The sequence below is a fragment of the Aquirufa lenticrescens genome (assembly GCF_019916085.1).
GTDB classification, from domain to species: domain Bacteria; phylum Bacteroidota; class Bacteroidia; order Cytophagales; family Spirosomataceae; genus Aquirufa; species Aquirufa lenticrescens.
This window is the reverse complement of record NZ_CP049834.1, coordinates 981,506-1,005,538: the sequence shown is the minus strand read 5'-3', so window position 1 is coordinate 1,005,538 and position 24,033 is coordinate 981,506. Positions and strand designations below refer to the sequence as shown.

The 24,033-nt window shown below is 41.2% G+C and carries 24 protein-coding genes; 16 read left to right on the top strand and 8 right to left on the bottom strand.

The window, feature by feature from the left end:
- Nucleotides 1-618 carry a TetR/AcrR family transcriptional regulator gene (locus tag G9X62_RS04685; RefSeq protein ID WP_223131616.1) on the bottom strand — a complete coding sequence of 206 codons (618 nt, stop codon included), beginning with the start codon at nucleotides 616-618 and terminating at the stop codon, nucleotides 1-3.
- 80 nt (nucleotides 619-698) lie between these two features.
- Here G9X62_RS04685 and G9X62_RS04680 point away from each other — a divergent pair, with 80 nt between their 5' ends.
- Genes G9X62_RS04680 through G9X62_RS04670 form a run of 3 tightly spaced genes read left to right on the top strand, consistent with a single transcriptional unit; the run spans nucleotide 699 to nucleotide 3,264 of the window.
- A complete protein-coding gene (locus tag G9X62_RS04680; RefSeq protein ID WP_223131615.1) occupies nucleotides 699-1,112 on the top strand; it encodes a VOC family protein in 414 nt (137 codons plus the stop codon).
- Nucleotides 1,112-2,080, top strand: coding sequence for a zinc-dependent alcohol dehydrogenase (locus tag G9X62_RS04675; RefSeq protein ID WP_223131614.1), 969 nt, complete (start codon nucleotides 1,112-1,114; stop codon nucleotides 2,078-2,080). The genes G9X62_RS04680 and G9X62_RS04675 overlap by 1 nt, the downstream gene beginning before the upstream one ends.
- Complete coding sequence (locus G9X62_RS04670; protein ID WP_223131613.1) at nucleotides 2,077-3,264, top strand: MFS transporter; 1,188 nt, start codon at nucleotides 2,077-2,079, stop codon at nucleotides 3,262-3,264. Before G9X62_RS04675 ends, G9X62_RS04670 begins: the two co-directional genes overlap by 4 nt.
- A 74-nt stretch (nucleotides 3,265-3,338) precedes the next feature.
- On the opposite strand, the gene G9X62_RS04665 is transcribed toward G9X62_RS04670, so the two are convergent.
- Complete coding sequence (locus tag G9X62_RS04665; RefSeq protein ID WP_223131612.1) at nucleotides 3,339-3,677, bottom strand: hypothetical protein; 339 nt, start codon at nucleotides 3,675-3,677, stop codon at nucleotides 3,339-3,341.
- Between the two features lie 340 nt (nucleotides 3,678-4,017).
- Between G9X62_RS04665 and G9X62_RS04660 the strand changes: the two genes are divergently transcribed.
- From G9X62_RS04660 to G9X62_RS04645, 4 genes are all read left to right on the top strand, one after another.
- Entirely contained in the window at nucleotides 4,018-6,513 is a 2,496-nt protein-coding gene (locus G9X62_RS04660; RefSeq protein WP_223131611.1) for a TonB-dependent receptor, read from the top strand.
- Nucleotide 6,514: 1 nt separating this feature from the next.
- Nucleotides 6,515-7,723, top strand: coding sequence for a T9SS C-terminal target domain-containing protein (locus G9X62_RS04655; protein WP_223131610.1), 1,209 nt, complete (start codon nucleotides 6,515-6,517; stop codon nucleotides 7,721-7,723).
- Between the two features lie 123 nt (nucleotides 7,724-7,846).
- Nucleotides 7,847-8,905, top strand: coding sequence for an alkaline phosphatase family protein (locus G9X62_RS04650; protein WP_223131609.1), 1,059 nt, complete (start codon nucleotides 7,847-7,849; stop codon nucleotides 8,903-8,905).
- Nucleotides 8,906-8,983: 78 nt separating this feature from the next.
- Nucleotides 8,984-10,441 (top strand): inorganic phosphate transporter, encoded by a 1,458-nt coding sequence (locus G9X62_RS04645; protein WP_223131608.1) that lies wholly within the window; start codon nucleotides 8,984-8,986, stop codon nucleotides 10,439-10,441.
- Nucleotide 10,442: 1 nt separating this feature from the next.
- Here G9X62_RS04645 and G9X62_RS04640 read toward each other — a convergent pair whose 3' ends face one another.
- Nucleotides 10,443-11,603 (bottom strand): TIGR03364 family FAD-dependent oxidoreductase, encoded by a 1,161-nt coding sequence (locus G9X62_RS04640; RefSeq protein WP_223131607.1) that lies wholly within the window; start codon nucleotides 11,601-11,603, stop codon nucleotides 10,443-10,445.
- Between the two features lie 180 nt (nucleotides 11,604-11,783).
- Complete coding sequence (locus G9X62_RS04635) at nucleotides 11,784-12,158, bottom strand: hypothetical protein (protein WP_223131606.1); 375 nt, start codon at nucleotides 12,156-12,158, stop codon at nucleotides 11,784-11,786.
- Between the two features lie 213 nt (nucleotides 12,159-12,371).
- On the opposite strand from G9X62_RS04635, the gene G9X62_RS04630 reads away from it, so the two are divergent.
- Together G9X62_RS04630 and G9X62_RS04625 are read left to right on the top strand one after the other, a co-directional pair.
- Complete coding sequence (locus tag G9X62_RS04630; RefSeq protein WP_223131605.1) at nucleotides 12,372-13,829, top strand: inorganic phosphate transporter; 1,458 nt, start codon at nucleotides 12,372-12,374, stop codon at nucleotides 13,827-13,829.
- Between the two features lie 59 nt (nucleotides 13,830-13,888).
- Nucleotides 13,889-15,082, top strand: coding sequence for a porin (locus tag G9X62_RS04625; RefSeq protein WP_223131604.1), 1,194 nt, complete (start codon nucleotides 13,889-13,891; stop codon nucleotides 15,080-15,082).
- Between the two features lie 36 nt (nucleotides 15,083-15,118).
- On the opposite strand, the gene G9X62_RS04620 is transcribed toward G9X62_RS04625, so the two are convergent.
- The 4 genes from G9X62_RS04620 to fbaA all read right to left on the bottom strand — a co-directional run bounded on the left by G9X62_RS04620 (nucleotide 15,119) and on the right by fbaA (nucleotide 19,137).
- Nucleotides 15,119-16,288 (bottom strand): glycosyltransferase family protein, encoded by a 1,170-nt coding sequence (locus G9X62_RS04620; protein WP_223131603.1) that lies wholly within the window; start codon nucleotides 16,286-16,288, stop codon nucleotides 15,119-15,121.
- Nucleotide 16,289: 1 nt separating this feature from the next.
- On the bottom strand, nucleotides 16,290-17,090 hold the full coding sequence (locus G9X62_RS04615; protein ID WP_223131602.1) for a UDP-2,3-diacylglucosamine diphosphatase: 801 nt from the start codon (nucleotides 17,088-17,090) through the stop codon (nucleotides 16,290-16,292).
- 77 nt (nucleotides 17,091-17,167) lie between these two features.
- Complete coding sequence (locus tag G9X62_RS04610) at nucleotides 17,168-17,887, bottom strand: pirin family protein (RefSeq protein WP_223131601.1); 720 nt, start codon at nucleotides 17,885-17,887, stop codon at nucleotides 17,168-17,170.
- Between the two features lie 167 nt (nucleotides 17,888-18,054).
- Nucleotides 18,055-19,137, bottom strand: a complete 1,083-nt coding sequence (fbaA, locus tag G9X62_RS04605; protein WP_130895450.1) for a class II fructose-bisphosphate aldolase — start codon at nucleotides 19,135-19,137, stop codon at nucleotides 18,055-18,057.
- A gap of 861 nt (nucleotides 19,138-19,998) precedes the next feature.
- On the opposite strand from fbaA, the gene rplC reads away from it, so the two are divergent.
- From rplC to rpsC, 7 genes are read left to right on the top strand one after another with little or no spacing between them, the layout of a single operon-like run.
- Nucleotides 19,999-20,616, top strand: coding sequence for a 50S ribosomal protein L3 (gene rplC / locus G9X62_RS04600; RefSeq protein WP_223131600.1), 618 nt, complete (start codon nucleotides 19,999-20,001; stop codon nucleotides 20,614-20,616).
- Between the two features lie 37 nt (nucleotides 20,617-20,653).
- The gene (rplD, locus tag G9X62_RS04595) at nucleotides 20,654-21,283 is read left to right on the top strand and encodes a 50S ribosomal protein L4 (protein ID WP_130895445.1); all 630 of its coding nucleotides are present in this window, start codon (nucleotides 20,654-20,656) and stop codon (nucleotides 21,281-21,283) included.
- Between the two features lie 36 nt (nucleotides 21,284-21,319).
- Nucleotides 21,320-21,607 carry a 50S ribosomal protein L23 gene (gene rplW, locus G9X62_RS04590; RefSeq protein WP_223131599.1) on the top strand — a complete coding sequence of 96 codons (288 nt, stop codon included), beginning with the start codon at nucleotides 21,320-21,322 and terminating at the stop codon, nucleotides 21,605-21,607.
- A 45-nt stretch (nucleotides 21,608-21,652) separates the two neighbouring features.
- Nucleotides 21,653-22,480, top strand: coding sequence for a 50S ribosomal protein L2 (gene rplB / locus G9X62_RS04585; protein WP_223131598.1), 828 nt, complete (start codon nucleotides 21,653-21,655; stop codon nucleotides 22,478-22,480).
- A 4-nt stretch (nucleotides 22,481-22,484) separates the two neighbouring features.
- A complete protein-coding gene (gene rpsS, locus G9X62_RS04580) occupies nucleotides 22,485-22,763 on the top strand; it encodes a 30S ribosomal protein S19 (protein WP_130895442.1) in 279 nt (92 codons plus the stop codon).
- A 35-nt stretch (nucleotides 22,764-22,798) separates the two neighbouring features.
- Nucleotides 22,799-23,173, top strand: coding sequence for a 50S ribosomal protein L22 (rplV, locus tag G9X62_RS04575; RefSeq protein WP_130895441.1), 375 nt, complete (start codon nucleotides 22,799-22,801; stop codon nucleotides 23,171-23,173).
- Nucleotides 23,174-23,196: 23 nt separating this feature from the next.
- Entirely contained in the window at nucleotides 23,197-24,015 is an 819-nt protein-coding gene (rpsC, locus tag G9X62_RS04570) for a 30S ribosomal protein S3 (protein ID WP_130895440.1), read from the top strand.
- Nucleotides 24,016-24,033 lie beyond the last annotated feature (18 nt).

Sequence of the window (24,033 nt, the reverse complement as noted above, 5' to 3'; positions counted from 1 at the left end):
TTAGGCTTTTTTCATCGTTTTCAATAACCAATCCAGCGACTCATGCATCGTATTTTCGACTTCTTCCGCCGCTACTAATTTGTCTAATCGCTGGCGAATCGCGAGGGAAACCAGGCCGTGCACCATGCTCCAAACCGCCATCGCCACCGTTTCCACTTTGGCAGGGACAATTAATCCTTTGTCCATCGCATCTTGCACGATCATTTTCAAGGCCTCAAGCGCCTGATCGCCGCTTGACCAGCCTGCGCCCATATCGATTAAGGCGGACATAGGAGCCTCTTGAATGAACATTAAATCATAATATTCTGGGTATTCTAGGCCAAAATTCAGATAATTCACGCCCATCTGGTGCAAGCGTTCGATAGGATCGCTGATCAAACCTAAAGCGATATTCTGCTCCACCATCTTCTTAAATCCTGACTCACAGCAATAAAACAAGATCTCGTTTTTATCTTTAAAATACAGGTAAAGCGTCGTGGGGCTATATTGTATGCGTTCAGCAATCTTCCGGACGGATACCTTACTGAAGCCCTCTTCCACGAACAATTTCATCGATTCCTCTAGAATCAAGGATCGAATCTCCTGTTTTTGTTTCTCTTTTCTTGCGACTATTCCCATTAGTGTAAAATTACACCGTAAATTTAATTAACAGTGTTAAGTTTTCAAAAAGTTTTAAATTGCATCAAATCCAAAGAGCTATGAAAATCAACTTTATCCATAAAATCCAACACATCGGGATTCCCGTACATAACATGGAAGTCTCGATTCCTTTCTATGAACGTCTTGGTTTCGAGAACGTGATGGAATCGCCCTTTGAGTTTGACGGCGGTTTTGGGACTTGCGTAATGATGAAAAATCACGAGGTCATCGTGGAGTTATACCAAATGCCGGAAAAGCAATTAGCCGAAATCAAACAGCGCAAAGTCGGTCACATCGACCATTTTGCGATCGACGTGGAGGATGTGGATTATGCCTTCGAAGCCTTAAAGCAGGCTGGATTTGAGATTTTAGAAAAGGAACCTACGTTTTTGGCTTTTTGGAAAAACGGAACACGTTTCTTTAATGTCAAAGGCCCGAACGGCGAGATCATCGAATTCAATCAGATACTGTAATGAAAGCGGCCGTTCTCGTAAAACCTTTGCAAATCGAACTAGGCGATCATCCTATCCCAAATCCAGGTCCCGGCCAGTTGCGTATTCGCTTGCAGGAAGTGGGTATTTGCGGATCTGATGTGCATTATTTTGGTGGCCATCGTCCGTTGCCTGAACCCACCATCATCGGCCATGAGGGCTGGGGCTATATCGACGCCCTAGGTGAAGGAGTGAATCGCGAACCAGGTGAAAGAGTGGTGGTAGATCCCAATGCCCCGTGCGGAAATTGTACTTATTGTGCGCGTGGTCAAGCCACAGTTTGCCCGAATAAACGCACCATAGGCCTTAACGCCCCTGGTTGTTTCGCGGAATACGTGCTGATTCCGGCTGATTTCGCCCATAAACTCCCGGATTCCATTTCCGCACAGGATGCCGTTACCATCGAACCCACGGCTGTTGCTTACAACGCATTAAAAAAGGCATCACTAACCAAAGGCGATGCCATCTACGTCCTAGGCCTCGGAGCCATCGGAATGTTAATTACGCACCTTGCGGTGGAACATGGCTTGAAAGTTTATGCGACTGATTTGAATCCTGTTTTGCAGGAGAAAGCGTATGAATTCGGGGCACTAAAAGATGATTGGAAATCCCAAGACATCCGCGTGATTTTCGAATGCACCGGTTCTGCGGCTGCTACTACACAGCTTATTGCTGATGCTCCGCGCGGTGCCAATGTGATTCTACTAGGCTTATCTGAAAAGCAGGCTAGCTTTACCCCCTTGGATTTAGTTCGCCGCGGTATTTCGATCCAAGGATCTTTGATTTACGATCATCCATCCGATTTTCAAGAAGTTATCCAACTGATTAAAGACGGAAAAATTCAACCGCATAAAATCATTTCAAAATACATTCCTTTAGCGGAAGTTCAGGCCGGTTTACAAGCGGCTACTGACGGACATCCGGGAAAAATAGTCGTTCAAATCGTATGAAAAACTCGATGTCTTGGCTCCAAATAGGCGTAGTCTCCCTCTGCTTTTTGCTCAATTTCAACGACGGAATCGATGTTTTGCTCGTTTCCTTTGCAGGTGAGCACATCATGAAAGAGTGGGGATTGAATAACGCAGAATTAGGTTACGTTTTTTCGGCAGGATTAGCGGGGATGACGGCGGGCTGTTTCCTAATTGCACCCTTGGGTGATCAATGGGGAAGGCGCAAGGTGTTTTTAGGCTCCTTGTTCTTAATCAGTCTGGGCATGTTATTCGTTTATTTTGCTCCATCATTAAATGCATTACTGATTTTCAGATTCATTACTGGTTTAGGCATCGGAGGAATTCTCCCTAATTTAGCGACGGTTGCCTCCGAATTTTCCACGGATAAAACCCGCGATTTCAATGTGGGGATTGTGCAAGGAGGTTGGCCTTTGGGAGCGATTTTGACCGGTTTTGTGGTGGCCTGGGTGTTTCCGCTTTTAGGATGGCGCGCGACCTTTTTGATCGCGAGTGCTTTCTCGTTTGCGCTTTTACTCTTAGTCTATTTCTTTTTGCCAGAATCCCCAGGATTCGTGCCGGAATCGAAACACAGTAAGACGAAGATAAAAGAACTCTTTACTCCAGAATACAGAACCGCCACGCTCTTACTTTGGACGGCCATTTTCTTCGGATTTTTAACTTTGTATACTTTGATCAGCTGGGTACCTACGCTCGCTAAACAATCCGGCATGCCCTTCGAACTCGCCACCTACGTGGGAATGACCTTAAATTTTGGGGCTTTCACGGGCGTATTTGTGATGGGGTTAGCGATTAGTAAAATAGGCATCAAGAAAACGATGACACTCTTTTTTATCGTGGCCTTTATCTTGATGAACTTCTACGGTAATGTAAAACTCGATTATGTAGTAAACCTCACCTTAGTCTTCTTCATCGGCTTTTTAGTCCAAGGTGGGTTTAATAGTTTCTATCCGGCAGCGACGCGTATTTATCCTGCGGCAATCCGTTCGACAGGCGTGGGTTTAGCGATGGGAGCGGGCCGTTTTGGGGCGATATTGGGACCCACCGTCTTTGGCCTACTGACTGATAGTGGGATGTCCGTGGCAGGTCGCTTTCTGATTTTCTCGCTTCCTATTTTGGTGGCTGTGTTTTTATTGCATAAAATCAAGAGCAAGGAACTCAGCTAAATAGAAAAAGGCGAACCACTGGTCCGCCTTTTTACCCCTTAATCTTTCACTATAATTCGTTGATGTTGGGTAAATTAGTTCATAGCGACAATATCGCGTTTCACTTCCGTTTTGATCGTAAACGACTTAGAAGTCAACACGTTTTTGTGGTCATCTAAGACTACCATTCGGTAGTTTCCATCTGATAATCCCGCCAAATTGAACAATTTTTGCGACGCGATTCCTTCCTTGTGAATCTCGTTATTTTCTTCATCGTAGATAACGACTGTGGCTCCTGCTTTGGCAGATACCTTATATTTCAATTTACCTACAGATTCAATGTTCACGGGAAGAGTTAATTCTGCTCCATTAGCGGCAGAAACGACAAACAGGCTGGCTGCGAATAATAAGGCAGCAAATGTGTACTTTTTCATAATGCTTGATTTTAATAAACTTAGGCGGAATGATTTCCGTTTGTTGACCCAAAACTAGTCCTTTCACATTACCCGCAAATTAAATCCGTGTTAATTTTCACTTTTCTAAGAAAGTTCTTCTATAGAAAATGCAAAAACTTGAAATTGTACTATAAAACAGTGTAGAAAAGTGAAATTTTCTGTGAAAAATCTCAATGTTATCGAATTATTAAGAAAACAACTTCTATTTAACAAGTAGATAACAAAAGCCTAACAATGGCTTAACCAATTCGGATTGGGTGAAATCTAATTTTGTTGCATGATTAAATCACGTCAACTATTATTTCACACCAATTCTATCATGAATTCATTTAAGCACCAATTCATCCTTTTATTATTCCCTCTTTTCTCTTTTGCGCAGGTTCAAGTTTCTGGAGTTGTTAAGTCTTCCAAAGAAACCTTAGTAGGTGTAACCGTTTGGTTAAAAAATCCATCAACAGGTAAAAATCAAGGAGCATCCACAGATATCGATGGTAAGTTTACCTTTGCGAATGTGGCTCCTGGAACCTATTCTTTAAGTTCTAGTTATGTAGGTTTTAAGGAATACAGCAATCCAGCTTTTAAGGTTGGATCAGAACCTGTTATCGTTACGATAGAGTTAGAAGAAGACAGTAAATTATTAGCAGATGTAGTGGTTAAGACCGTTGCCAAAAAAGAAACGGCTACTGCCCTGATAAACACCTTGAAATCTAGTTTCATAGTAGCCGATGGTTTATCCATCGAGTCGATTAAGAAAACACCTGATAGAAATGTGAGTGATGCGTTGAAGCGTGTGAGTGGTGTAACTATCCAAAACGATAAATTCGTATTAGTACGTGGTTTAGCCGATCGTTATAACTCTGCTTTATTAAATAAGACTCAATTGCCTTCCACAGAGCCAGATCGTCGTGCCTTCTCATTCGATATTATCCCTACTTCTTTAATTGATAACATTATCATTAATAAAGGAGCAGCAGCAAACTTACCAGGTGATTTTGCCGGTGGATTAGTTCAAATTACTACCAAAGAAGTTTCAGGAGATTTTGCTTCCGCTTCTCTAGGAGTAAGTTACGGTTCTCTTTCTACTTTCAAGGATTTCAAATTAATTCAATCTGTAGAGTTCCCTTCTACTTTCCCTTCCACAAACGCTTTCAGAATTAGTGGAAATGGTGATAAGCGAGCATATACGAAGTTGATTGCGACTCCTGGTATTACAGAGTCTTCTAGCCTTCCTAACTTCAATGGAAGTGTGGCTTTTGGTGTAAAAAGAAATAACTGGAACGTATTATTTAGCTCTACCGCGAGAAACACGTTTTCTTCCTCTACGACAGAGCGTATTGATTACTTATCTTCCACTGACTTAGCTTATAAATACAAGGATATCAATTTCTCGCAAACGAAGTCCTTGAGTGGCTTATTGAATGTAGTTTATTTAGGCCAAAACCGTTACAGCTGGAAGACTCTAGCTAACTACCAAACAGAAGATTATTTCTTGAATAGAACGGGTGAAAATTACGATAACGTACAGAACATCTACAGTAATTCATCTAATGCCATCCGTAAAATGGTTGTTAATACCCAGTTTGATGCAAAAATCAAGACTTGGGATTTTAACATCGGATATAATTTAATGCTTCGTGATCAACCTGATTACCGAGTTAATCCTACTGCTTCGTATTTAAACTCAGGCAATCCTTATTTGACTGCTTGGAGAGACACTTACCGTTTCTGGAGTGTGATGGATGAAAATGCGGGAAATGCAGCGATTAATAAGTCATTTGGTGATATTAAAGTAGGTGCAGGTTACTTAAAGAAATACAGAAACTTCAAAGCACGTGTATTCCGTTACGAAACCATTGATATGTTAGGTGAGGTAACGAATAATACGGATCGTTATACGGCTGATTTCGACTTAGCGAATGGATTTGTGATGTATGAAAAAGAGATCGGATTATTCAAGTTAAATACAGGTCTTCGTACAGAGTATAACCTCTTTAATATCGCAACGGCTGACTTTAGTGGTCAAAAAGTGAATGTGGAAAGAGAATACTTAGATCTTTTGCCATCCTTAAACTTAACTTACTCTGCTACAGAAAAAACAAAATGGAGAACATCGCTTAGCAAAACCTTAGCGAGACCAGAGTTCCGTGAGGTAGCGAATTTTGCCTACTATGACTTTGTTCGTAATGCGCAGTTATTAGGAAATAAGGATTTGGAAAAATCGGATATCTATAACATTGATTTCAAGTGGGAATTATATCCAAAAGCGGGTGAAATCTTCTCAGTGGGTGTTTTTGGCAAGAAATTCATTAAGCCTATCGAGCAAATTGTAGCAGATGGTTCTGTTCCTTCTAATCTAGCTTTAACGTATACGAATCCTCCATCGGCGCTAGTCTATGGCTTGGAAATGGAATTTAGAAAAGCGATTAACTCTTGGTTAGATTTATACTCTAACATGGCGTTGATTCAATCGGAGGTAGAAGTTCAAGGGGTAAAACGCCAGCTTCAAGGCCAATCTAATTATGCATTGAATGGAGGTTTGAACTTCCACAAAGGAGATAACACAATAAACCTAACCTATAACCGAGTAGGCGATCGCATCGCTTCTGTAGGTTTCCAAGGTTATCCAGACATTTTTGAAAATTCAAGAGACGTTATTGATATCGTTTTCTTAAGAAAATTCAATAAAGGAGAAATTAAATTGGCGGTGAGCGACATCCTAGCTCAGCCTACTACTTTCTACCAAAAGCCTTCACGTGATTTAATTAAAACAAACAACGAAACATCTGTTTCACTCACCGTTAATTACAATTTCTAACATGAAAAAATTACTAGTTATCGTAGCAGCTTTAGCAACATTTGGCTGTTCAAAGGATTTAGGTGGCGATGTAGCACCTATTAACGTACCCTCTACTACGACTTTAAGTGGAAACATTACGGCAACTACGACCTTAACTGCGGATAAGGAATGGACATTAAAAGGATACGTTTATGTAACCGATGGAGCTACCCTTATTATTCAACCAGGTACTGTTATCAAAAGTGATATCTCAGAAAAAGGTGCTTTATGTATCGAAAGAGGTGCAAAAATTCAAGCTGAAGGAACGGCTGCTAAGCCTATCGTCTTTACTTCAGGTAAGGCAGCAGGCGAGCGTGCTCCAGGAGATTGGGGTGGAATCGTCATCTTAGGAAGAGCTAAGACGAACCGTACATCTGAGCCTACGATTGAGGGTGGTATTGGTCGTGCGTATGGTGGAACAGATAACGAAGATAACAGCGGCGTGATGAAATATGTACGTATTGAATACGCTGGTATCGCGGCATTGCCTAACTCTGAGATCAATGCCTTGACTTTCGGTGCTGTAGGTAGCAAAACTATTATCGAGAACGTGCAGACAATCTATGCAAATGATGATGCCTTTGAATTCTTCGGAGGAACGGTTTCTCCAAAATATTTATATGCTTACGCAACAGCGGATGATGATTTTGACTTTGACTTTGGTTATACTGGCAAAGTATCTTTCTCTATATCAAGACGCGATCCAGCCTTCGTAGATACAGGAGATGCAGGTAACGGAATTGAATGTGATAATGATGGAACTGGTTCAGTTGCAACACCATTTACGCGTCCAGTTTTAGACAATATGACCTTAATTGGGCCAAATAATGCAGCGGCTCTTTCTAATCATAACTTAGCTATGCGTTGGAGACGTGCTACTCAATTCGAAGTAAGCAATTCAACATTCATTGGATATATGAAAGGTGGATTCAGTTTAGAAAGTAACGAAACAGCACAAGCCTATAAGGATGGAGTTTCTACTTTCAAGAACAACAAGATTGGCACCTATACGCCTAATACGGCATTAAATTTCATCAGTAAGTCAGCTGTCATTAGCTCTGCTGATGTAAAGACAAAAGCTTTAGCAGATGGAAATTCAGAAATTGAATCGACTGATGCAGAGATCTTGAAATTGGAAAAACCAAGCTGGACTACAGGTTGGACTCGTTTCCCAGTAAAAGGTCAATAAGATAATATATTGGTGTAATACAGAAAATGCCGAGGGGGTTCTCCTCGGCATTTCTTGTTTAAATGGTATAAGAATGAAATTCTAATTATTTGTCTAACTTAGCCTTGCCTTTTAAACCAAACGATGAAACGACTAGTCCTTTTTTTCCTTCTTTGCTCTCCCTGTATTTTTGCCCAACAAGCCAATTCTGATGCGCGTGTCATTGTCATCACGACAGATGGATATCGTTGGCAAGAATTATTTAACGGTATCGATACTTCGATTGTCAAAATGAAGCGTTTTCACCACGGTGATTCTGCTCGTTTAATTCAGCAATATTATGCACCTACTTTGGCAGAAAGACGCACAAAACTAATGCCTTTTTTCTGGAGCAAATTAGCTGCTTCAGGCCAAATTCACGGCAATAGAGCTGCTGGAAGCCAAGTAGACAATGCGAATCCCTATTGGTTTTCATATCCCGGATATAGTGAGATTTTAACGGGTCAGGTGGATACTTTGGTGAATTCAAATGACTACAAACCTAATCCGAATACGAACTTTTTTGAATACTTGAACTCCTTACCAGCTTATAAAGGAAAGGTAGCCGCATTCGGAGCTTGGGATGCTTTTGATCGTATTTTAAATGAGAAAAGAGCTGGTTTTCCTGTGGTGAATGCGTTCGATTCGTATCCTGAGTTAGAGAAAGATCCAGAGATTACGATGTTGGCTAAGATGTTAAAAGAATCGTTTAAGCCTTTTGGTATGGCAGAATCGCTAGACGCATTTACGCATTTCAAGGCGATGCATTATTTGAAAAAGAACAAGCCTAAAGCACTCTATATTTCTTATGGTGAAACAGATGAGTTTGCACACGAGGGTGCTTACAATCACTACCTGGATGCTGCACACCAGTTTGATGCTTGGGTAGGGGAGATTTGGGATTTTGTAAATTCAGATCCGGAATACAAAGGAAAAACAACCTTATTGATCACGACAGACCACGGTCGCGGAGATGCGATTAAAACGCAATGGACATCCCACGGCGATAGTGTAAAGGATTGCTACCAGATTTGGTATGCAATGATAGGGGCGAATGTCCCTGCTTTAGGCGAAGTGAAATCGAAAGAACAGGTTTATCAAAAAGACTTAATTCATAAGGCTGCAAAGGCTATCGGTGTCTCGTTTAAGAGTGAAGTGAAATAGGGATTTAACAATTCCTTAACACGTGTTTTTTAATTGTACCTTACCTTAGAGTAATCATATTTTTACCATCAATTGGCTATGTTCGGATTAGATCCTACTTTGTTTTTCCTGCTTTGCTTTTGCTTAATCGCAGCCTGTGCATTTGAATTTGTGAATGGTTTTCATGATACGGCTAATGCCGTTGCCACAGTCATTTATACCCATTCCTTGCGCCCTACCCAAGCTGTGGTGTGGTCAGGATTCATGAACTTCCTAGGTCTATTAACCGGTGGCGTAGGGGTAACGATGAGTATTATCGGACTGCTCCCCACGGAATTACTCGTGGATACGAATGTCTACCATTCGATGGCTATGGCTCTTTCTTTGTTGATTTCTGCGATTTTATGGAACCTAGGAACTTGGTATTTAGGCATCCCTGCCTCTAGTTCGCACACCTTGATAGGTTCGATTATCGGTATCGGAGTAGGACATGCGCTCTTACCTGAAGATTCGAACAAAGGGATTGCCGCTTTGAATTGGGATAAAGTCATTGAAATTGGGCAGGCATTATTGCTTTCTCCTTTGTTTGGTTTTGCTTTAGCGATTATCTTGATGTACATCTTAAAAAAGACGATTACGAATAAAGAGATCTTCAAAGAACCTAAAAAGAAGTCCCCGCCACCTATGTGGATTCGCTCCTTGTTAATCGCAACGTGTACTCTAGTCTCATTCTTTCATGGTCGTAATGATGGTCAAAAGGGAATCGGTTTAGTGATGGTTATCTTGATCGCTTTCTTGCCAGGTTATTTTGCCATCAATACGACTTTAGATATGCAAATGGTGAAGTCTAGTCTTGCAACGGTACAATCGATATCTGCCAAAATTGATACCATTCCGTTGTCTGAAAAAGAACGTGATGGCTTAGCCCAATTAAAGAAATCGTCAGCAGATTTATCGATTATAACGGCTCAAAATCTAAATCCATCTACGCTTTCTACTGATCAAAAATTTGCGATTCGTAAAGCGGCTTTAACCATTAATAAATTCTCCAAGAAGTTGATTGAAAGTGAATCGGTTGCATTATCCGAAAATGACAAAGCAGCATGGAAAAAGGCAACGGCTGGTTCTAAGGCGCCATTTTTTACCTTAGGGGCGTCCTCGAGTACTGGTATGGCAGGAGTGACTGATTTTGCCCCTAATTGGGTAATGTGGATGGTAGCTTTGTCACTAGGTCTTGGGACTATGATCGGTTGGAAACGTATCGTCGTAACGATTGGGGAGAAAATTGGTAAAGATCACTTGACGTATGCACAAGGGGCTTCAGCTGAATTGATTGCATCATTGACGATTGGTTTAGCAACCGCCTATAAGTGGCCAGTAAGTACTACTCACGTATTAAGTTCAGGTATCGCGGGAACAATGGTAGCACAAAGAGGTATCAAAAATCTTCAAGGAGGAACAGTGAAAAGTATCGTATTGGCTTGGGTTTTAACCTTGCCCGTAACCATTATACTTTCGGCCTTGTTATTCTTATTCTTCCGTTGGATAACGGGATAGATTAAATCGAGTATAACTGTTGAATGTACTCATAGGTAAATCCGGGAGAGGTGGTAACGCCTTTCCCGCCTATACCATTTACAATATGTATGACTTGGTCTATCGTTTTGGTATAAACCTCTGCCTGTTTAGCCTCTAAGTAGTGGCCAATCCAGTTAGAGTCTAATTCCCAAGAGTCTAGTGTAACTATTTTCTTCGCTTCGCTCAATATTAACTCATTGATTTCAGCACTAATTTCAAAGCCTAATGGTGACTCATCGCTAGCTGAAACGTATTCGTGAGAATCCCCGAGGATAATAGATCCATCTTCTGCTTGTTTTAATAAAATGTGGATTCCCTTGGATTGAAGCACTTTTTGTTCATCAGAGGTCTTCAATGTAGCATAGGAAGGACAGGATTTGAAACTTTCATATCGTCTGATAGAAAGGCCTGACAATAAATTAGCGCTGAATTGAATTCTTTGTGGGACTAAACGCATCATCTGCAGTTTACAGATTTTTAAATCTGTCGTAGGATAATGTTCCGGTAATAAAAATTGGGTGTCATGTCCATTGGCTAAAATCACATGGTCTCCCCAAAACGTTTGTTTTTTTGAGGTACTAATCATCGCGATTCCCCGCTTTTTTTCTACTGAAATAACGGGGCAAGAGTGATGGTAGTGAAGCCCGAAGTGCTTAATTAAAAATTCTCTCAATTGATGTACTAATAACACGGGGTTGATGGATGCCTCTTCGGGTAGGAACAATCCTCCTTTCGTATGGTCTTTGTTTAAGGCAGGGTTTTTTTCTAGAGTGGCTTGAGCTGAAAATACGGTAGAGGCATACTCAAGTGATTGGAATTGACTAGCCATTTCTTCTAAAACAGCCATTTCTTGCTCATCTGACGCGATATACCAAGAGCCATTTTTGGTCAATGAAATAGCGGATTCCTCTTGTAGTTCTTTGTAAATTTTAAGTGATTTTCTCCCTATTTGAAACCAGGTATCTAGGGATTGTCCGGAGGGAATAATTTGGCCAAAGTTGCGTATGCTCGCTTCATGTGGCTGACTGTCTTTTTCTAATAAAAGAACGGATTTGCCCTTTTTTAAAGCATGGTAGGCACAAAAAGTACCTATAATTCCTCCGCCAACTACAACTAAATCGTATTTTCTATTTTTGATCATTTTAGCGCATTTCAGGCATCCTTATGCGTACAATAAGGCTGCTTCCTTTGTATCAAAAATAGTATCTACATATTAACTAGATGTTAAGCCTAATTAATCAAATTATTATGAATTTCCGGGATGAGACCAAACGAAAAAAGGCAGGGAATCCTGCCTTTTAAACTTTTAATGCTGTTTTATTTATTTTTTAGCTTTAGCAATACGTGCTCTGGGCTTAGCCTTTGTTGCTGTAGCTGGTGTTGAAGCTTTTGCTGGGCTCTCTTTCGCAATAAGTGCAGCAAGTAATTTTGCCTTTGCTAGTTTTTTAGCCTCCTTTTCTTTCTTTTTAGCTGCTTTCTCCGCTTTCTTTTTAGCGTCTTTCTCCGCTTTGTGTTTCGCTTTAGCCTTTTCTTTCTCTTGTTCTGCGATCAGTTTACTGTATTTTTTGACCACCGAAGTAATGGACTTTTCAGTCTCATTAAGGACTTTTTTGGCGTTTTTTTCAGTTAAACCTTTCAGTTTTGGAAGAATGGCTTGAACTAGTTGGTCGGTTAATTTTTTATTATCCTCACTCATTTTATTGGGATTATAGTTGTCGTCAAACTTATGTAAAGATTTCAGGAAAAGAAACTTTAATGCATTAAGTTTTAATCAAATACAGAAAATTTAATATTGGCTTTTGGGTATGATTAATAATTACGTAACATTCAATTAACAATTCCTTAACATTGGATTAAATAGGGTTCCTTATTTTTGCATTGCAATTAGCACCAATATAAACCTTTAAACATGTTCGGATTAGACCCAACGCTCGTATTTCTACTGTTTTTCTGCCTTTTTGCGGCCTGTGCCTTTGAATTCGTAAACGGATTCCACGATACAGCAAATGCAGTAGCCACTGTTATTTACACGCATTCTTTGCAACCTACTCAAGCCGTAGTTTGGTCTGGTTTCATGAACTTCTTAGGTCTTCTAACGGGAGGGGTAGGAGTGACCATGAGTATTATTGGGCTATTGCCCACCGAACTTCTCATGGACGCTGATGTATACCATTCCATGGCCATGGCATTAGCGTTGTTGCTTTCTGCGATTCTTTGGAACGTGGGAACTTGGTATTTTGGTATACCTGCTTCAAGCTCACACACGCTTATCGGTTCAATTATTGGTATCGGAGTAGGACATGCCTTATTGCCAGAAGCTTCAAATAAAGGAATATCGTCTATTAACTGGGACAAGGCTATTGAAATTGGACAAGCACTACTTTTGTCGCCATTATTCGGTTTTGCCGCGGCTATCATTTTGATGTATATCTTAAAGAAAACTGTTAAAAACAAAGAGATCTTCAAAGAGCCTAAGAAGAAATCACCTCCACCCATGTGGATTCGTGCTATCTTAATTACGACCTGTACGTTAGTTTCGTTCTTTCATGGTCGTAATGATGGCCAAAAAGGGATCGGTCTGGTTATGGTTATCTTAATTGCTTTCTTACCAGGCTATTTTGCTGTTAATACAAACCTTGACTTAGTACAAGTGAAAGAAAGCTTAACCACAGTGCAAACTATTACAGCTAAAATTGATACCATTCCTTTGTCTGAAAAAGAACGGGAGAGCTACCACAAATTAGTCAAGTCTTCCACTGCTTTGAGTGCTATTATCGCTACGGGAGTAACACCCAAAACGTTAACAACAACTCAAAAGTTCGACATTCGTAATGCAGCTTTGACAATCAACAAGCAATCAAAGAAATTACTTGAAAGCGAATCAGTGGCTTTATCTTCTGGAGATAAGAAAGCATTAAAAAAAGCTACACAAGGAGACAAAGCTCCATTCTTTAGTTACGGAAATTCCTCTTCCTCTGGAATTGCTGGAGTAACGGATTTCGCACCAGCTTGGGTAATGTGGATGGTTGCCTTATCACTAGGTTTAGGAACAATGGTGGGCTGGAAGCGAATTGTTGTGACAATCGGTGAGAAAATCGGTAAAAATCATTTAACCTATGCGCAAGGTGCATCAGCAGAATTAATCGCATCTCTAACGATTGGTTTAGCAACTGCTTACAAGTGGCCAGTTTCTACGACGCACGTTTTATCATCTGGTATTGCTGGTACAATGGTAGCTTCGAAAGGTATCAAAAACTTACAAGGAGGTACCGTTAAGAGCATTGTTTTAGCTTGGGTTTTAACCTTGCCAGTTACGATTATTTTATCTGCTACCTTATTCGTTTTATTCCGCTGGATAGCCGCATAATAAACTTTCAGGGGGGATTCGAATAGAATCCCCCTCCTTTTTCCAAACACCAATATATCATGAAAAAAAATCTTCTCCTAACAGGAGTCTTGGCTTGCCTTTGCCTCATTTTTGCGCAGGCACAAACAGCTCCAGCGCCTAAAAAATGGTACGATTCTTTCTCCATTCGCGGGTATGCACAAGTTCGCTACAATCGACTTTTTGAAACTAATCCTAATTTGAAATCTGAGCAAGGTGATCGAAGCATAGGAGATAATGGGGGCTTTTTTATTCGTCGTATGCGGATCATTTTCAGCGGCCAAATTAATGATCGCGTTTATTTTTATGTGCAACCTGATTTTGCCAGTAGCGCGTCCTCTACCTCTCTCCACTTTGGTCAGTTAAGAGATGCTTATTTTGATCTTGGCTTAGATGCTAAAAATGAATTTCGATTTAGAGTAGGACAAAGTAAGGTCCCTTTTGGATTTGAAAACATGCAATCCTCTCAAAATCGTTTGCCATTAGACCGTAATGATGCCTTGAATAGTGCCGTATCAAATGAACGTGATTTAGGAGTATTCTTTTACTGGGCACCAGCATCTGTTCGTAAACTATATTCTTCATTAGTAGCGGATGGTTTAAAAGGATCAGGAGATTATGGTGTTTTTGGATTAGGTGCTTATAATGGCCAAACTGCTAATAAGCCTGAATTAAACGATGCCCCTCATATTGTAGCACGACTTACTTATCCAATTCAGATTAAAAATCAAATCATTGAAGCGGGTATTCAAGGATATTCAGGTCAATGGGTAATGGCATCAGATCAATTAAGTGCTGGTGTAAAAGCAACTGTTGATAAGGCGTATTTAGATGAGCGCTATGCTGCGAGTTTTGTATTATATCCTAAGCCTTTTGGAATTCAAGCAGAATACAACGTAGGAACGGGTCCAGAATTTAACAAATCATCCGATGCGATTGAAAATCAGAAATTATCAGGAGGCTACGTGACCGCATCCTATAAAATAGACTGGAAAAAACAGGTGATTATTCCATTCGTACGTGTTCAGCATTATGAAGGAGGGAAAAAACACGAATTGGATGCGCGCAGTTACCGAGTGGATGAAACAGAACTAGGTATAGAATGGCAACCAAACAAAAATTTCGAGCTAGTTGCCATGTATACAATGGCCACTAGAAGAGCGGAGGATTTCAAATTACAGGAAAACTTGCAATCCGGAAATATGCTTCGTTTACAAGCACAGGTTAATTTCTAATAGAGGGAGGCCAGCGATTTCGCTGGCCTTTTTCTTTCATCTTGACCAGCGGAATCTCCGTCTGCCTAACATGCCAGACAAACCTGTTCCTTGGTTTTGGCCAAAGTTCGCCACATAAACCGGCTGTGCGATCAGATCAGTTAAATGTCCAGCCATCAAGCTCTGTGACTTAGCTACCCAATCCTGGTATTGATCCTTTACAGAAACGTGAGAAGGAAGGTAGTTCTTGAAAATGCTTAGATCGAAAGAAGAAGCACCGATTCCTGCTCCCGACATTTCGCCATCGAAAGCGTTAATCATCTGTTCGATGTGGTTAGGCACTGGAACCATCATCGCTGGCTTCCCTAAGTACATCGCCTCAGCAACGGATTCAAAACCGGCAGTAGAAATCAAGCCAGCACATTCCGTCATTTTCGCTAAATAATTCTCTGCATCTATCGGATGGAAAGTCAAAGAGTCAGAATAGTGATACGTCTCTTTACGTGCTGGATTATCCCAAAAGCAATCCAACTTTACCTCCGGATTCGCATTTGACCACGCCATGATATCTTCTGATAAACGGAAGTGCGTTAAATACGCTAACCAACGCTCGCCCGCTTGAGGGACAATGCTTTTTACTTGCTGACGCAAAAGGGGAGGAACCACCTCAATCTTCGCGTCGTTATCAATTGGGCGGAAAGACAAGCCCAATAACTTCTTAGAACCAATCGACGTGATCAGCGTATTCATATTCAAAAGAACTCGGTCGATCTTCTTCTCTGAAATACTCTCGAAGTTTTTGTTCAGTAACAAGTATTGATGTCCCACGGACATCGTAGGGATTTTGGACCCCGATTTTAGCTTATATAAACCCGTGATAGACTCGTAGAAGTTTACGATTCCGTCCGGATGCAATTCATCAATGAACTCTTCTAATTGCGTGGCGCTTTTCCAAAAAGTCTTGAAATTCGTGAAAGCCTGTGCCGCAGTTTTGAAAAGTTGGACCGATTTCCCATTCCCAAAAATAATGGAAGGGCTATTGTATTGTAATAGGGGAGTGTCGCCAATGAAATCTAAAAAGAAGGACGGAATTTTACGACCCTGAAAAGAACCCACGGCATAACCGATCACTTCGTGACCCGCCTCGCGTGCGATTTGTGTAAATGAGATGGCTTGCGTTAAATGTCCGCGACCCTCGCCTTGTACGGTAAATATGAATTTGCCCATCTTATACTGCGATTGCCTCGCCTAAAATTTCGGTTAACTCTGCTTTTAAATTGTATAATGGGAATTCGATGATTTGCCATTCCCCTTGATGCGTTTCTACTAAGGCTGTCAATGATTCAACCCAATCGCCTGAATTCATATACGCGATTCCGCCGATCATTTTGATTTCAGCCTTGTGAATGTGGCCACAGATGATCCCATCCGCGCCTTTGGCCTTCGCTAACTCCGCTAATTTCTCTTCAAAATCCGAGATGAAGTTCACCGCCGCCTTCACTTTCTGCTTAATCACCTGTGATAGAGAGTAGTATGGTTTTCCTTGCCAGCTGCGGTATTGATTATACCATTTATTCAACCACAACAAGAACGTGTAGCCGATATCGCCTAAATAGGCTAGCCATTTCATTTGGCTGGTAATGCTGTCGAAAATATCGCCGTGTGTGATGAAGTATTTCTTGCCAAAACTCTTCAACATGTAGTCCTGGCGAATCGAAAACTGCTTCCCAATTTTCAACGGAAGTACTTGCTCCAAGAAATCATCATGATTCCCGCGCAAATAAATCACCTCGGTATCCCACTTGTCCATCATCTTTAACACACAACGGAAAAAAGCCGTGTGCTTCTTCTTCCAGCTGCCTCCTTTTTTCAGTTGCCAGCCGTCGATGATATCGCCGTTTAAGATGAGTTGGTGGCACGAATGTGCGCGTAAGAATTCGTTTACCTCTGCTGCTTTAGTTCCCTTGCTACCTAAATGCAAGTCTGAGATAACGATCGTTTTGTAGGTGGGTTGTGAATGATGGCCCATGTTTGCCTATTTGGTTTACCAAAAATAGACCATCACTTTAACCTCCTTATTATGTATTTATTACTCTATTGTTAAATCTACCAAACCATAGGTACCTCAATCAACAACACCTTCGTGCCACCTGTTGAAGCTTTTACCTCGATGGAATCTGTCTGCGAAATCCCGATCGCATCTCTGCGCCCCAGCTTTTCGCCAGCCACTTCGATTCCTCCTTCAATCACAAACACAAAAGCCCCTTGCTGTGCTCCATGTAGTGCATAGCTCAGACTCTCGTCTTCCATTATTTCAGTGATATTAAAATAGGTATCTTGATTTACTTGTAATGAATCAATGTCCGTTCCTAGTGGAGAAACCACCGTCTTCCATTGCCCCTTAAAATCCGCCGGATTATAGGTACGCTGATCGTAGCGCGGTGTGATATTTTTCAGCTTAGGCATGACCCAGATTTGGAAGAGTTCCAAACCCTCTGTTTGACTCGCATTAAACTCCGAATGGTAAATCCCAGAGCCCGCAGACATAATCTGCACATCCCCCGCATTAATAATCCCATTCGTTCCCATCGAATCCTCATGCGCCACCGCACCCTTCATCGGAATGGTCACGATCTCCATATTATCATGCGGATGTTTGCCAAAACCCATCCCCGCCGCAATAAAATCATCATTCAGTACGCGCAACGCACCAAAATGGATTCTTGCCGGATTATAATATCCAGCAAAGCTAAAACTAAAGGCGGTTTTCAACCAGCCGTGATCGGCTGTTCCGCGGGAGGAGGCAGGGTGTAGTTCGGTTTTCATAAAACAGTAGTCAGTAATCAGTATCCAGTAGTCAGTAGACGGGTGTAAAGTTCGAGATTTATTATCTTTTCTCTATACTATCTACTCTATAATCTATTAAAACCAAAAAAGCCGGAACATTGTTCCGGCTTTTTACTGACCACTGTCCACTGACTACTGTCAACTGACTATAGATATTGATTCGCGTTCGTTGCGTTCAAGTCTTCGAAAGCTGTTTTTAAACGAGCTACCAAAGTCTCTTCGCCCTTACGTAACCAAACACGTGGGTCATAGTATTTCTTGTTCGGAGAATCGTCACCTGTTGGGTTACCGATTTGGCCTTGTAAATAAGCCTCATTTGCTTTGTAGAATCCTAAGATACCTTCCCAGAATGCCCATTGCGTATCTGTATCGATATTCATTTTGATCGCACCATAAGATAATGCCTCACGGATTTCTTCGCGAGATGAACCAGAACCACCATGGAATACGAAGTTGATAGGTTTCTCAGCAGTTAAGCTATATTTTTCTTTGATGAATTCTTGTGAGTTCTTCAAAATCACTGGTTGCAACTTCACGTTACCCGGCTTGTAAACTCCGTGTACGTTACCGAATGCCGCAGCGATCGTGAAACGGTGTGAGATTTTGGACAATACTTCATAAGCATAAGCCACCTCTTCTGGTTGTGTATATAATTTAGATGAATCTACGTCAGAGTTATCTACACCATCTTCTTCACCACCAGTAACCCCTAATTCGATTTCTAACGTCATGCCCATTTTAGACATACGCTCTAAATATTTAGCGCAGATTTCTAAGTTTTCTTCCAAAGGCTCCTCAGACAAATCAATCATATGAGAAGAGAACAAAGGTTGTCCAGTCTCAGCGAAGAATTTCTCACCAGCATCTAATAAACCGTCGATCCAAGGCAATAATTTTTTCGCGCAGTGGTCTGTGTGTAAAACTACTTGAACACCGTATGCTTTCGCCATTTGGTGAACGTGGTAAGCGCCAGAGATCGAACCAGCGATTGCCGCTGCTTGATTCTCGTTAGAAAGCGTCTTTCCAGCGTAGAAAATACCACCACCGTTAGAAAATTGGATGATTACCGGAGAATTCACCGCTTTCGCTGCTTCTAATACTGCATTCACAGTATCTGTACCTGTTACGTTAACCGCTGGTAAAGCGAATTGATTTTTCTTAGCGATTTCAAATAACTCTTGAACCGCATCTCCGTGCAACACTCCTGTTTGATTGGATAAACTTGACATAATGCTTTTTTTTCTTGGGAAATAAATAAAAACTGCCTGATTTTCAGCAACTAAAGCCCAAAAATACAAACAATTATTGATTTTTCGAGGGGGAATATGAGAAAAATCCAATTTTAGGGCCGCAGGCGGCAGTAGTCAGTATCCAGTAGACAGTAGTCAGTATCCAGTAGACAGTAGTCAGTATCCAGTAGACAGTAGTCAGTGGGCAGTGGACAGTAGGCAGGCCGCAGGGAATTCTCTATGCACTATTCACCATCTTTACTCTCTACTCTATTATCTATACTCTAAAGGAGTCTGGAGGATTTTACCATCTATACACTCTACTCTATAATCTATACTTTAAAGGAGTCCGGAGGATCATTCACCATTTACCATTTACCATTCACCATTCCCTGTCCCCTGACTACTGACTACTGGATACTGACTACTAATTGCTTGATTCTCAAAATATTTTTACTCACCCTCTTGTTTGTATTATTTTTTTTCCTACCTTTGCACTCCCGTTCGACAAACGCAGTTTTTTATTCAGAGAGAGGTTGGCAGAACTTCCCGAATTTATTTAAAACACATAAAATGCATGTCAAACAGGTCTTAAATCGAGGAAAGCTTGATTTTTGTGTTAGAACTGGTATTGATTAATGACCGTTGAATGCCCAGCCCATTAATTAAATATTAAGCTACACAAGGTGTTTTTTCACTGTTATCCACAGTGGGTCCATCTTGTCGCCTTATACCAATTCTGCTTTTTTTATTGTTTAGATTCCTATATCACGTTCAGTTGAACGATGATTTTGAATAAAAGTCTTACAACAAGCCACGTTAGCCTTGTAAGCATATTTATATTTTAAATATTAACATATTATGTCAGGAATTATTGGTAAAAAAGTCGGTATGACTAGCCTATACATGGAAGACGGTAAAGCTGTTCCATGTACGCTAATTGAAGCCGGTCCTTGTGTGGTTACACAAGTGAAAACTGTAGAGAAAGAAGGCTATAACGCTGTTCAAATCGGCTACGGTGAGAAAAAAGAAAAGCACACAACAAAATCTTTGTTGGGTCACTTCAAGAAAGCAAATACTACTCCTAAGAAAAAGTTGGTAGAATTTCGCACGTTTGAGCAGCCTCTTGCATTAGGGGATGTTTTAACGGTTGAAATGCTAGAGCTAGACACTTACGTTGACGTAGTGGGTACTTCTAAAGGTAAAGGTTTCCAAGGTGTTGTTAAGCGTCACGGATTTGCCGGTGTGGGTGGTCAAACTCACGGTCAGCATAACCGCGGTCGTCACCCAGGTTCAATTGGTGCGTGTTCATTCCCATCTCGTGTATTCAAAGGCTTACGCATGGCGGGTCGTACAGGTGGTAATCGTGTAAAGGTTCAAAACTTACAAGTTTTGAGAATCTATCCAGAGAAAAACTTAGTAGTAGTTTCTGGATCAGTACCTGGAGCTAAGAACTCATACGTAATCATTGAAAATTAAAAATTGGGCCTAGCCTAAACAATAGACATTCTGAAACATGGAATTATCAGTATATAACATAGCAGGAAAAGATACCGGAAAGAAAATTACTCTTTCTGACGAAATCTTTGGTATCGTTCCTAACGAGCATGTGGTTTACTTAGATGTGAAGCAATATTTAGCTAACCAACGTCAAGGAACTCACAAAGCGAAAGAGCGTGCAGAGGTTTCTCGCTCGACTCGCAAGATTAAGAAACAAAAAGGTACGGGTGGTGCGCGTGCAGGTTCAATGAAATCACCTTTGATGAAAGGTGGTGGACGTATCTTCGGACCACGCCCACGTGATTATCACTTCAAATTGAACAAGAAAGTGAAAGCATTGGCTCGCCAATCAGCTTTGGCTGCTAAGGCTCAGAGTGGAGATATCGCGATCTTGGATTCAGTTTCTTTCGCAACGCCACAAACTAAAGCGTATTTAGCAATGTTAAAAGCGCTTCAATTAGATAACACAAAAACATTATTGATCACTCCAGAAGTTGATAAGAATGTCGTATTATCTGGTCGTAACGTTCCAAAAACGAAAGTAACAACTGCCGGAGATGTGAACACATACGATTTAGTGAATGCAGGTAAATTGTTAATCACGACTGCAGCGATTGAAAAAATTGAGTCATCATTCAGTAACTAATTGACAGAAGATTTTCTGTTATAAACGAAAATAAAAATGGGCATTATTAAACGTCCGGCCTTGACTGAAAAGTCGCAAGCCATGCAAGAGAAAGGCCAATACACGTTTGTTGTTGAGTTGACAGCAAATAAGATTGAGATTGCCAAAGAGGTGAAGAAGATGTACGGTGTTGATGTTCAAGATGTGAGAACAATGCGTCAGATTGGAAAAGTAAAATCCAAGTCTACACGTACCAAAGTCACTTCTGGACGTACTTCTACGATCAAGAAAGCAATTGTAACAGTAGCTCCAGGTGAAGTAATTGACTTCTACCAAGGAATCTAATTAAAAAAACTAAGGGGGTTCATCCCGATAAATTGAACTAATTAAATGGCAGCAATTAAAAAAATTAAACCAACAACTCCAGGACAACGTCACCGCATCGCGCCGACGTTCGAGGAGATTACTACGGACAAACCGTACAAGCCTTTACTAGAACCGATCAAAAGAACGGGTGGTAGAAATGCAGATGGTCGTCGCTCGATGCGTTACATCGGTGGTGGTCACAAGCGTCGTTACCGTGTGATTGATTTCGCTCGTTTGAAATTTGACGTTCCTGCAACGGTATTAACAGTAGAATACGATCCTAACCGTACTTCTCGTATCGCTCTTATTGAGTATACAGACGGTCAGAAATCTTATATTTTGGCACCAGCTGGTATCCAGGTGGGTCAAACAGTTATCTCAGGAGAGAAAGTAGCTCCAGAGGTGGGAAATGCATTGCCTTTGGCAAACATCCCATTAGGTACATTAGTGCACGCAATCGAATTACAACCTGGTAAAGGAGCTGAAATGGCTCGTTCTGCTGGTACGTACGCTCAATTGTTAGCACGTGATGGAAAATATGCAACCTTGAAATTGCCTTCAGGTGAGATGCGTATGGTACTTGCTCGTTGTCTTGCGACAATCGGTACAGTATCTAACTCGGATCACATGAACGTGAACTTAGGTAAAGCAGGACGTCACCGTTGGTTAGGTCGTCGTCCACGTGTTCGTGGTGTTGTAATGAACCCAGTTGATCACCCTATGGGTGGTGGTGAGGGTCGCTCTTCAGGAGGTCACCCACGTTCTCGTAACGGTTTATTGGCTAAGGGTAAGAAAACTCGTAGTCCAAAGAAAAACACTAATCGTCTTATCATCAGTAGAAGAAAAAAATAGTTAGATGGCACGTTCACTAAAAAAAGGTCCTTACATTGATTACCGCCTTGATAACAAGGTTCAGGCTATGAACGAATCCGGAAAGAAATCCGTGATTAAAACATGGTCTAGACGTTCAATGATCTCTCCAGATTTCGTAGGTCACACATTCGCAGTACACAACGGGAATAAATTTATCCCTGTTTTTGCAACTGAAAATATGGTAGGTCACAAATTAGGTGAGTTCTCTCCAACACGTAACTTCCGTGGTCACGTGGCGAAAAAAGACAAAGGTAAAAGGTAAATAGATAGACTCTCGGGTCTTAATCAATATTGAAAATGGAAGCAATTGCTAAATTAAGAAATGTTCCTACGTCGCCGCAGAAGATGCGTATTGTCGCAGACATGGTACGTGGACAGAAAGTATCCAAAGCGTTGGGTATCTTAAAATTTGAGCCCAAAGTTGGTGCTAAATCGATAGAGAAATTATTACTCTCTGCGGTTTCTAACTGGCAAAACAAGCATGTCGATGCTAAAATTGAGGAAGCTGACTTGTTTATCAAGACGATTTTCGTAGACGGAGGTGCTTCGATTAAGCGTTTACGTCCTGCTCCGCAAGGAAGAGGTCACCGCATCTTGAAGCGTTCAAATCACATCACTATTGTAGTGGCTTCTTCAGAGGCTCCTGCTTTAGTAACCAGTTCAGCAGAATAATAGACTATTAGATAAAACAAGAAATGGGACAAAAAATTAACCCTATTGGATTAAGATTAGGTATCGTGAGAGGTTGGGATTCTAATTGGTACGGAGGTAAAACTTTCGCTGATAAGCTTGTCGAAGACGAGAAAATCAGAAAGTACGTAGCCGCTCGTATTCCAAAAGGATCTATCTCAAAAGTTATTATTGAGCGTACCTTAAAGCGCATCACTTTGACAATCAACACGGCTCGTGCTGGTGTGGTTATCGGAAAGCAAGGTGCTGAGGTAGATAAAGTAAAAGAAGAGTTAAAGAAAATCACGGGTAAAGATGTTCAAATCAACATCTTTGAGATTAAGCGTCCAGAAATCGATGCGAAATTAATCGGTGAAGCTATCGCTCAACAATTACAAGCTCGTATTTCTTTCCGTCGTGCGATGAAGCAAGCTATCGCGTCAGCGATGCGTGTAGGTGCGCAAGGAATTAAATTAAAATTATCAGGTCGTTTAGGTGGTGCTGAAATGGCGCGTTCTGAAGGATACAAAGAAGGTCGTATTCCTCTTCACACACTTCGTGCGGATGTTGATTACGCTATCTCTGAAGCTTTAACAGTTTACGGAAAGATCGGTATTAAGGTATGGGTATTCCGTGGTGAAGTTTTTGGTAAGCCAGATTTATCTCCTAATGCAAACATGGGATTACAATCAACTGCAGCGGATTCTCGCGGTGGTGATCGTGGACCTCGTGGACGTGGTGATGACCGTGGTCGTGGCCGTCGTCCAGAAGGAGCAGATCAAGGTGGAGACCGTAACAAACCAGGTGCTGGCGGTGCGAACCGTGGCCGTGGTGGAAAGCGATAAAATATATTTGAATTAGAT

Coding starts and splice junctions, on each gene's coding strand:
- rplW (WP_223131599.1), top strand. CDS start 21,320: ATGGGCATTATTAAACGTCCGGCCTTGACTGAAAAGTCGCAAGCCATG.
- rpsS (WP_130895442.1), top strand. CDS start 22,485: ATGGCACGTTCACTAAAAAAAGGTCCTTACATTGATTACCGCCTTGAT.
- rplV (WP_130895441.1), top strand. CDS start 22,799: ATGGAAGCAATTGCTAAATTAAGAAATGTTCCTACGTCGCCGCAGAAG.
- G9X62_RS04670 (WP_223131613.1), top strand. CDS start 2,077: ATGAAAAACTCGATGTCTTGGCTCCAAATAGGCGTAGTCTCCCTCTGC.
- G9X62_RS04680 (WP_223131615.1), top strand. CDS start 699: ATGAAAATCAACTTTATCCATAAAATCCAACACATCGGGATTCCCGTA.
- G9X62_RS04650 (WP_223131609.1), top strand. CDS start 7,847: ATGAAACGACTAGTCCTTTTTTTCCTTCTTTGCTCTCCCTGTATTTTT.
- fbaA (WP_130895450.1), bottom strand. CDS start 19,137: ATGTCAAGTTTATCCAATCAAACAGGAGTGTTGCACGGAGATGCGGTT.
- G9X62_RS04665 (WP_223131612.1), bottom strand. CDS start 3,677: ATGAAAAAGTACACATTTGCTGCCTTATTATTCGCAGCCAGCCTGTTT.
- rplC (WP_223131600.1), top strand. CDS start 19,999: ATGTCAGGAATTATTGGTAAAAAAGTCGGTATGACTAGCCTATACATG.
- G9X62_RS04615 (WP_223131602.1), bottom strand. CDS start 17,090: ATGGGCCATCATTCACAACCCACCTACAAAACGATCGTTATCTCAGAC.
- rpsC (WP_130895440.1), top strand. CDS start 23,197: ATGGGACAAAAAATTAACCCTATTGGATTAAGATTAGGTATCGTGAGA.
- G9X62_RS04660 (WP_223131611.1), top strand. CDS start 4,018: ATGAATTCATTTAAGCACCAATTCATCCTTTTATTATTCCCTCTTTTC.
- G9X62_RS04625 (WP_223131604.1), top strand. CDS start 13,889: ATGAAAAAAAATCTTCTCCTAACAGGAGTCTTGGCTTGCCTTTGCCTC.
- rplB (WP_223131598.1), top strand. CDS start 21,653: ATGGCAGCAATTAAAAAAATTAAACCAACAACTCCAGGACAACGTCAC.
- G9X62_RS04645 (WP_223131608.1), top strand. CDS start 8,984: ATGTTCGGATTAGATCCTACTTTGTTTTTCCTGCTTTGCTTTTGCTTA.
- G9X62_RS04620 (WP_223131603.1), bottom strand. CDS start 16,288: ATGGGCAAATTCATATTTACCGTACAAGGCGAGGGTCGCGGACATTTA.
- G9X62_RS04675 (WP_223131614.1), top strand. CDS start 1,112: ATGAAAGCGGCCGTTCTCGTAAAACCTTTGCAAATCGAACTAGGCGAT.
- G9X62_RS04610 (WP_223131601.1), bottom strand. CDS start 17,887: ATGAAAACCGAACTACACCCTGCCTCCTCCCGCGGAACAGCCGATCAC.
- G9X62_RS04685 (WP_223131616.1), bottom strand. CDS start 618: ATGGGAATAGTCGCAAGAAAAGAGAAACAAAAACAGGAGATTCGATCC.
- G9X62_RS04635 (WP_223131606.1), bottom strand. CDS start 12,158: ATGAGTGAGGATAATAAAAAATTAACCGACCAACTAGTTCAAGCCATT.
- G9X62_RS04655 (WP_223131610.1), top strand. CDS start 6,515: ATGAAAAAATTACTAGTTATCGTAGCAGCTTTAGCAACATTTGGCTGT.
- G9X62_RS04640 (WP_223131607.1), bottom strand. CDS start 11,603: ATGATCAAAAATAGAAAATACGATTTAGTTGTAGTTGGCGGAGGAATT.
- rplD (WP_130895445.1), top strand. CDS start 20,654: ATGGAATTATCAGTATATAACATAGCAGGAAAAGATACCGGAAAGAAA.
- G9X62_RS04630 (WP_223131605.1), top strand. CDS start 12,372: ATGTTCGGATTAGACCCAACGCTCGTATTTCTACTGTTTTTCTGCCTT.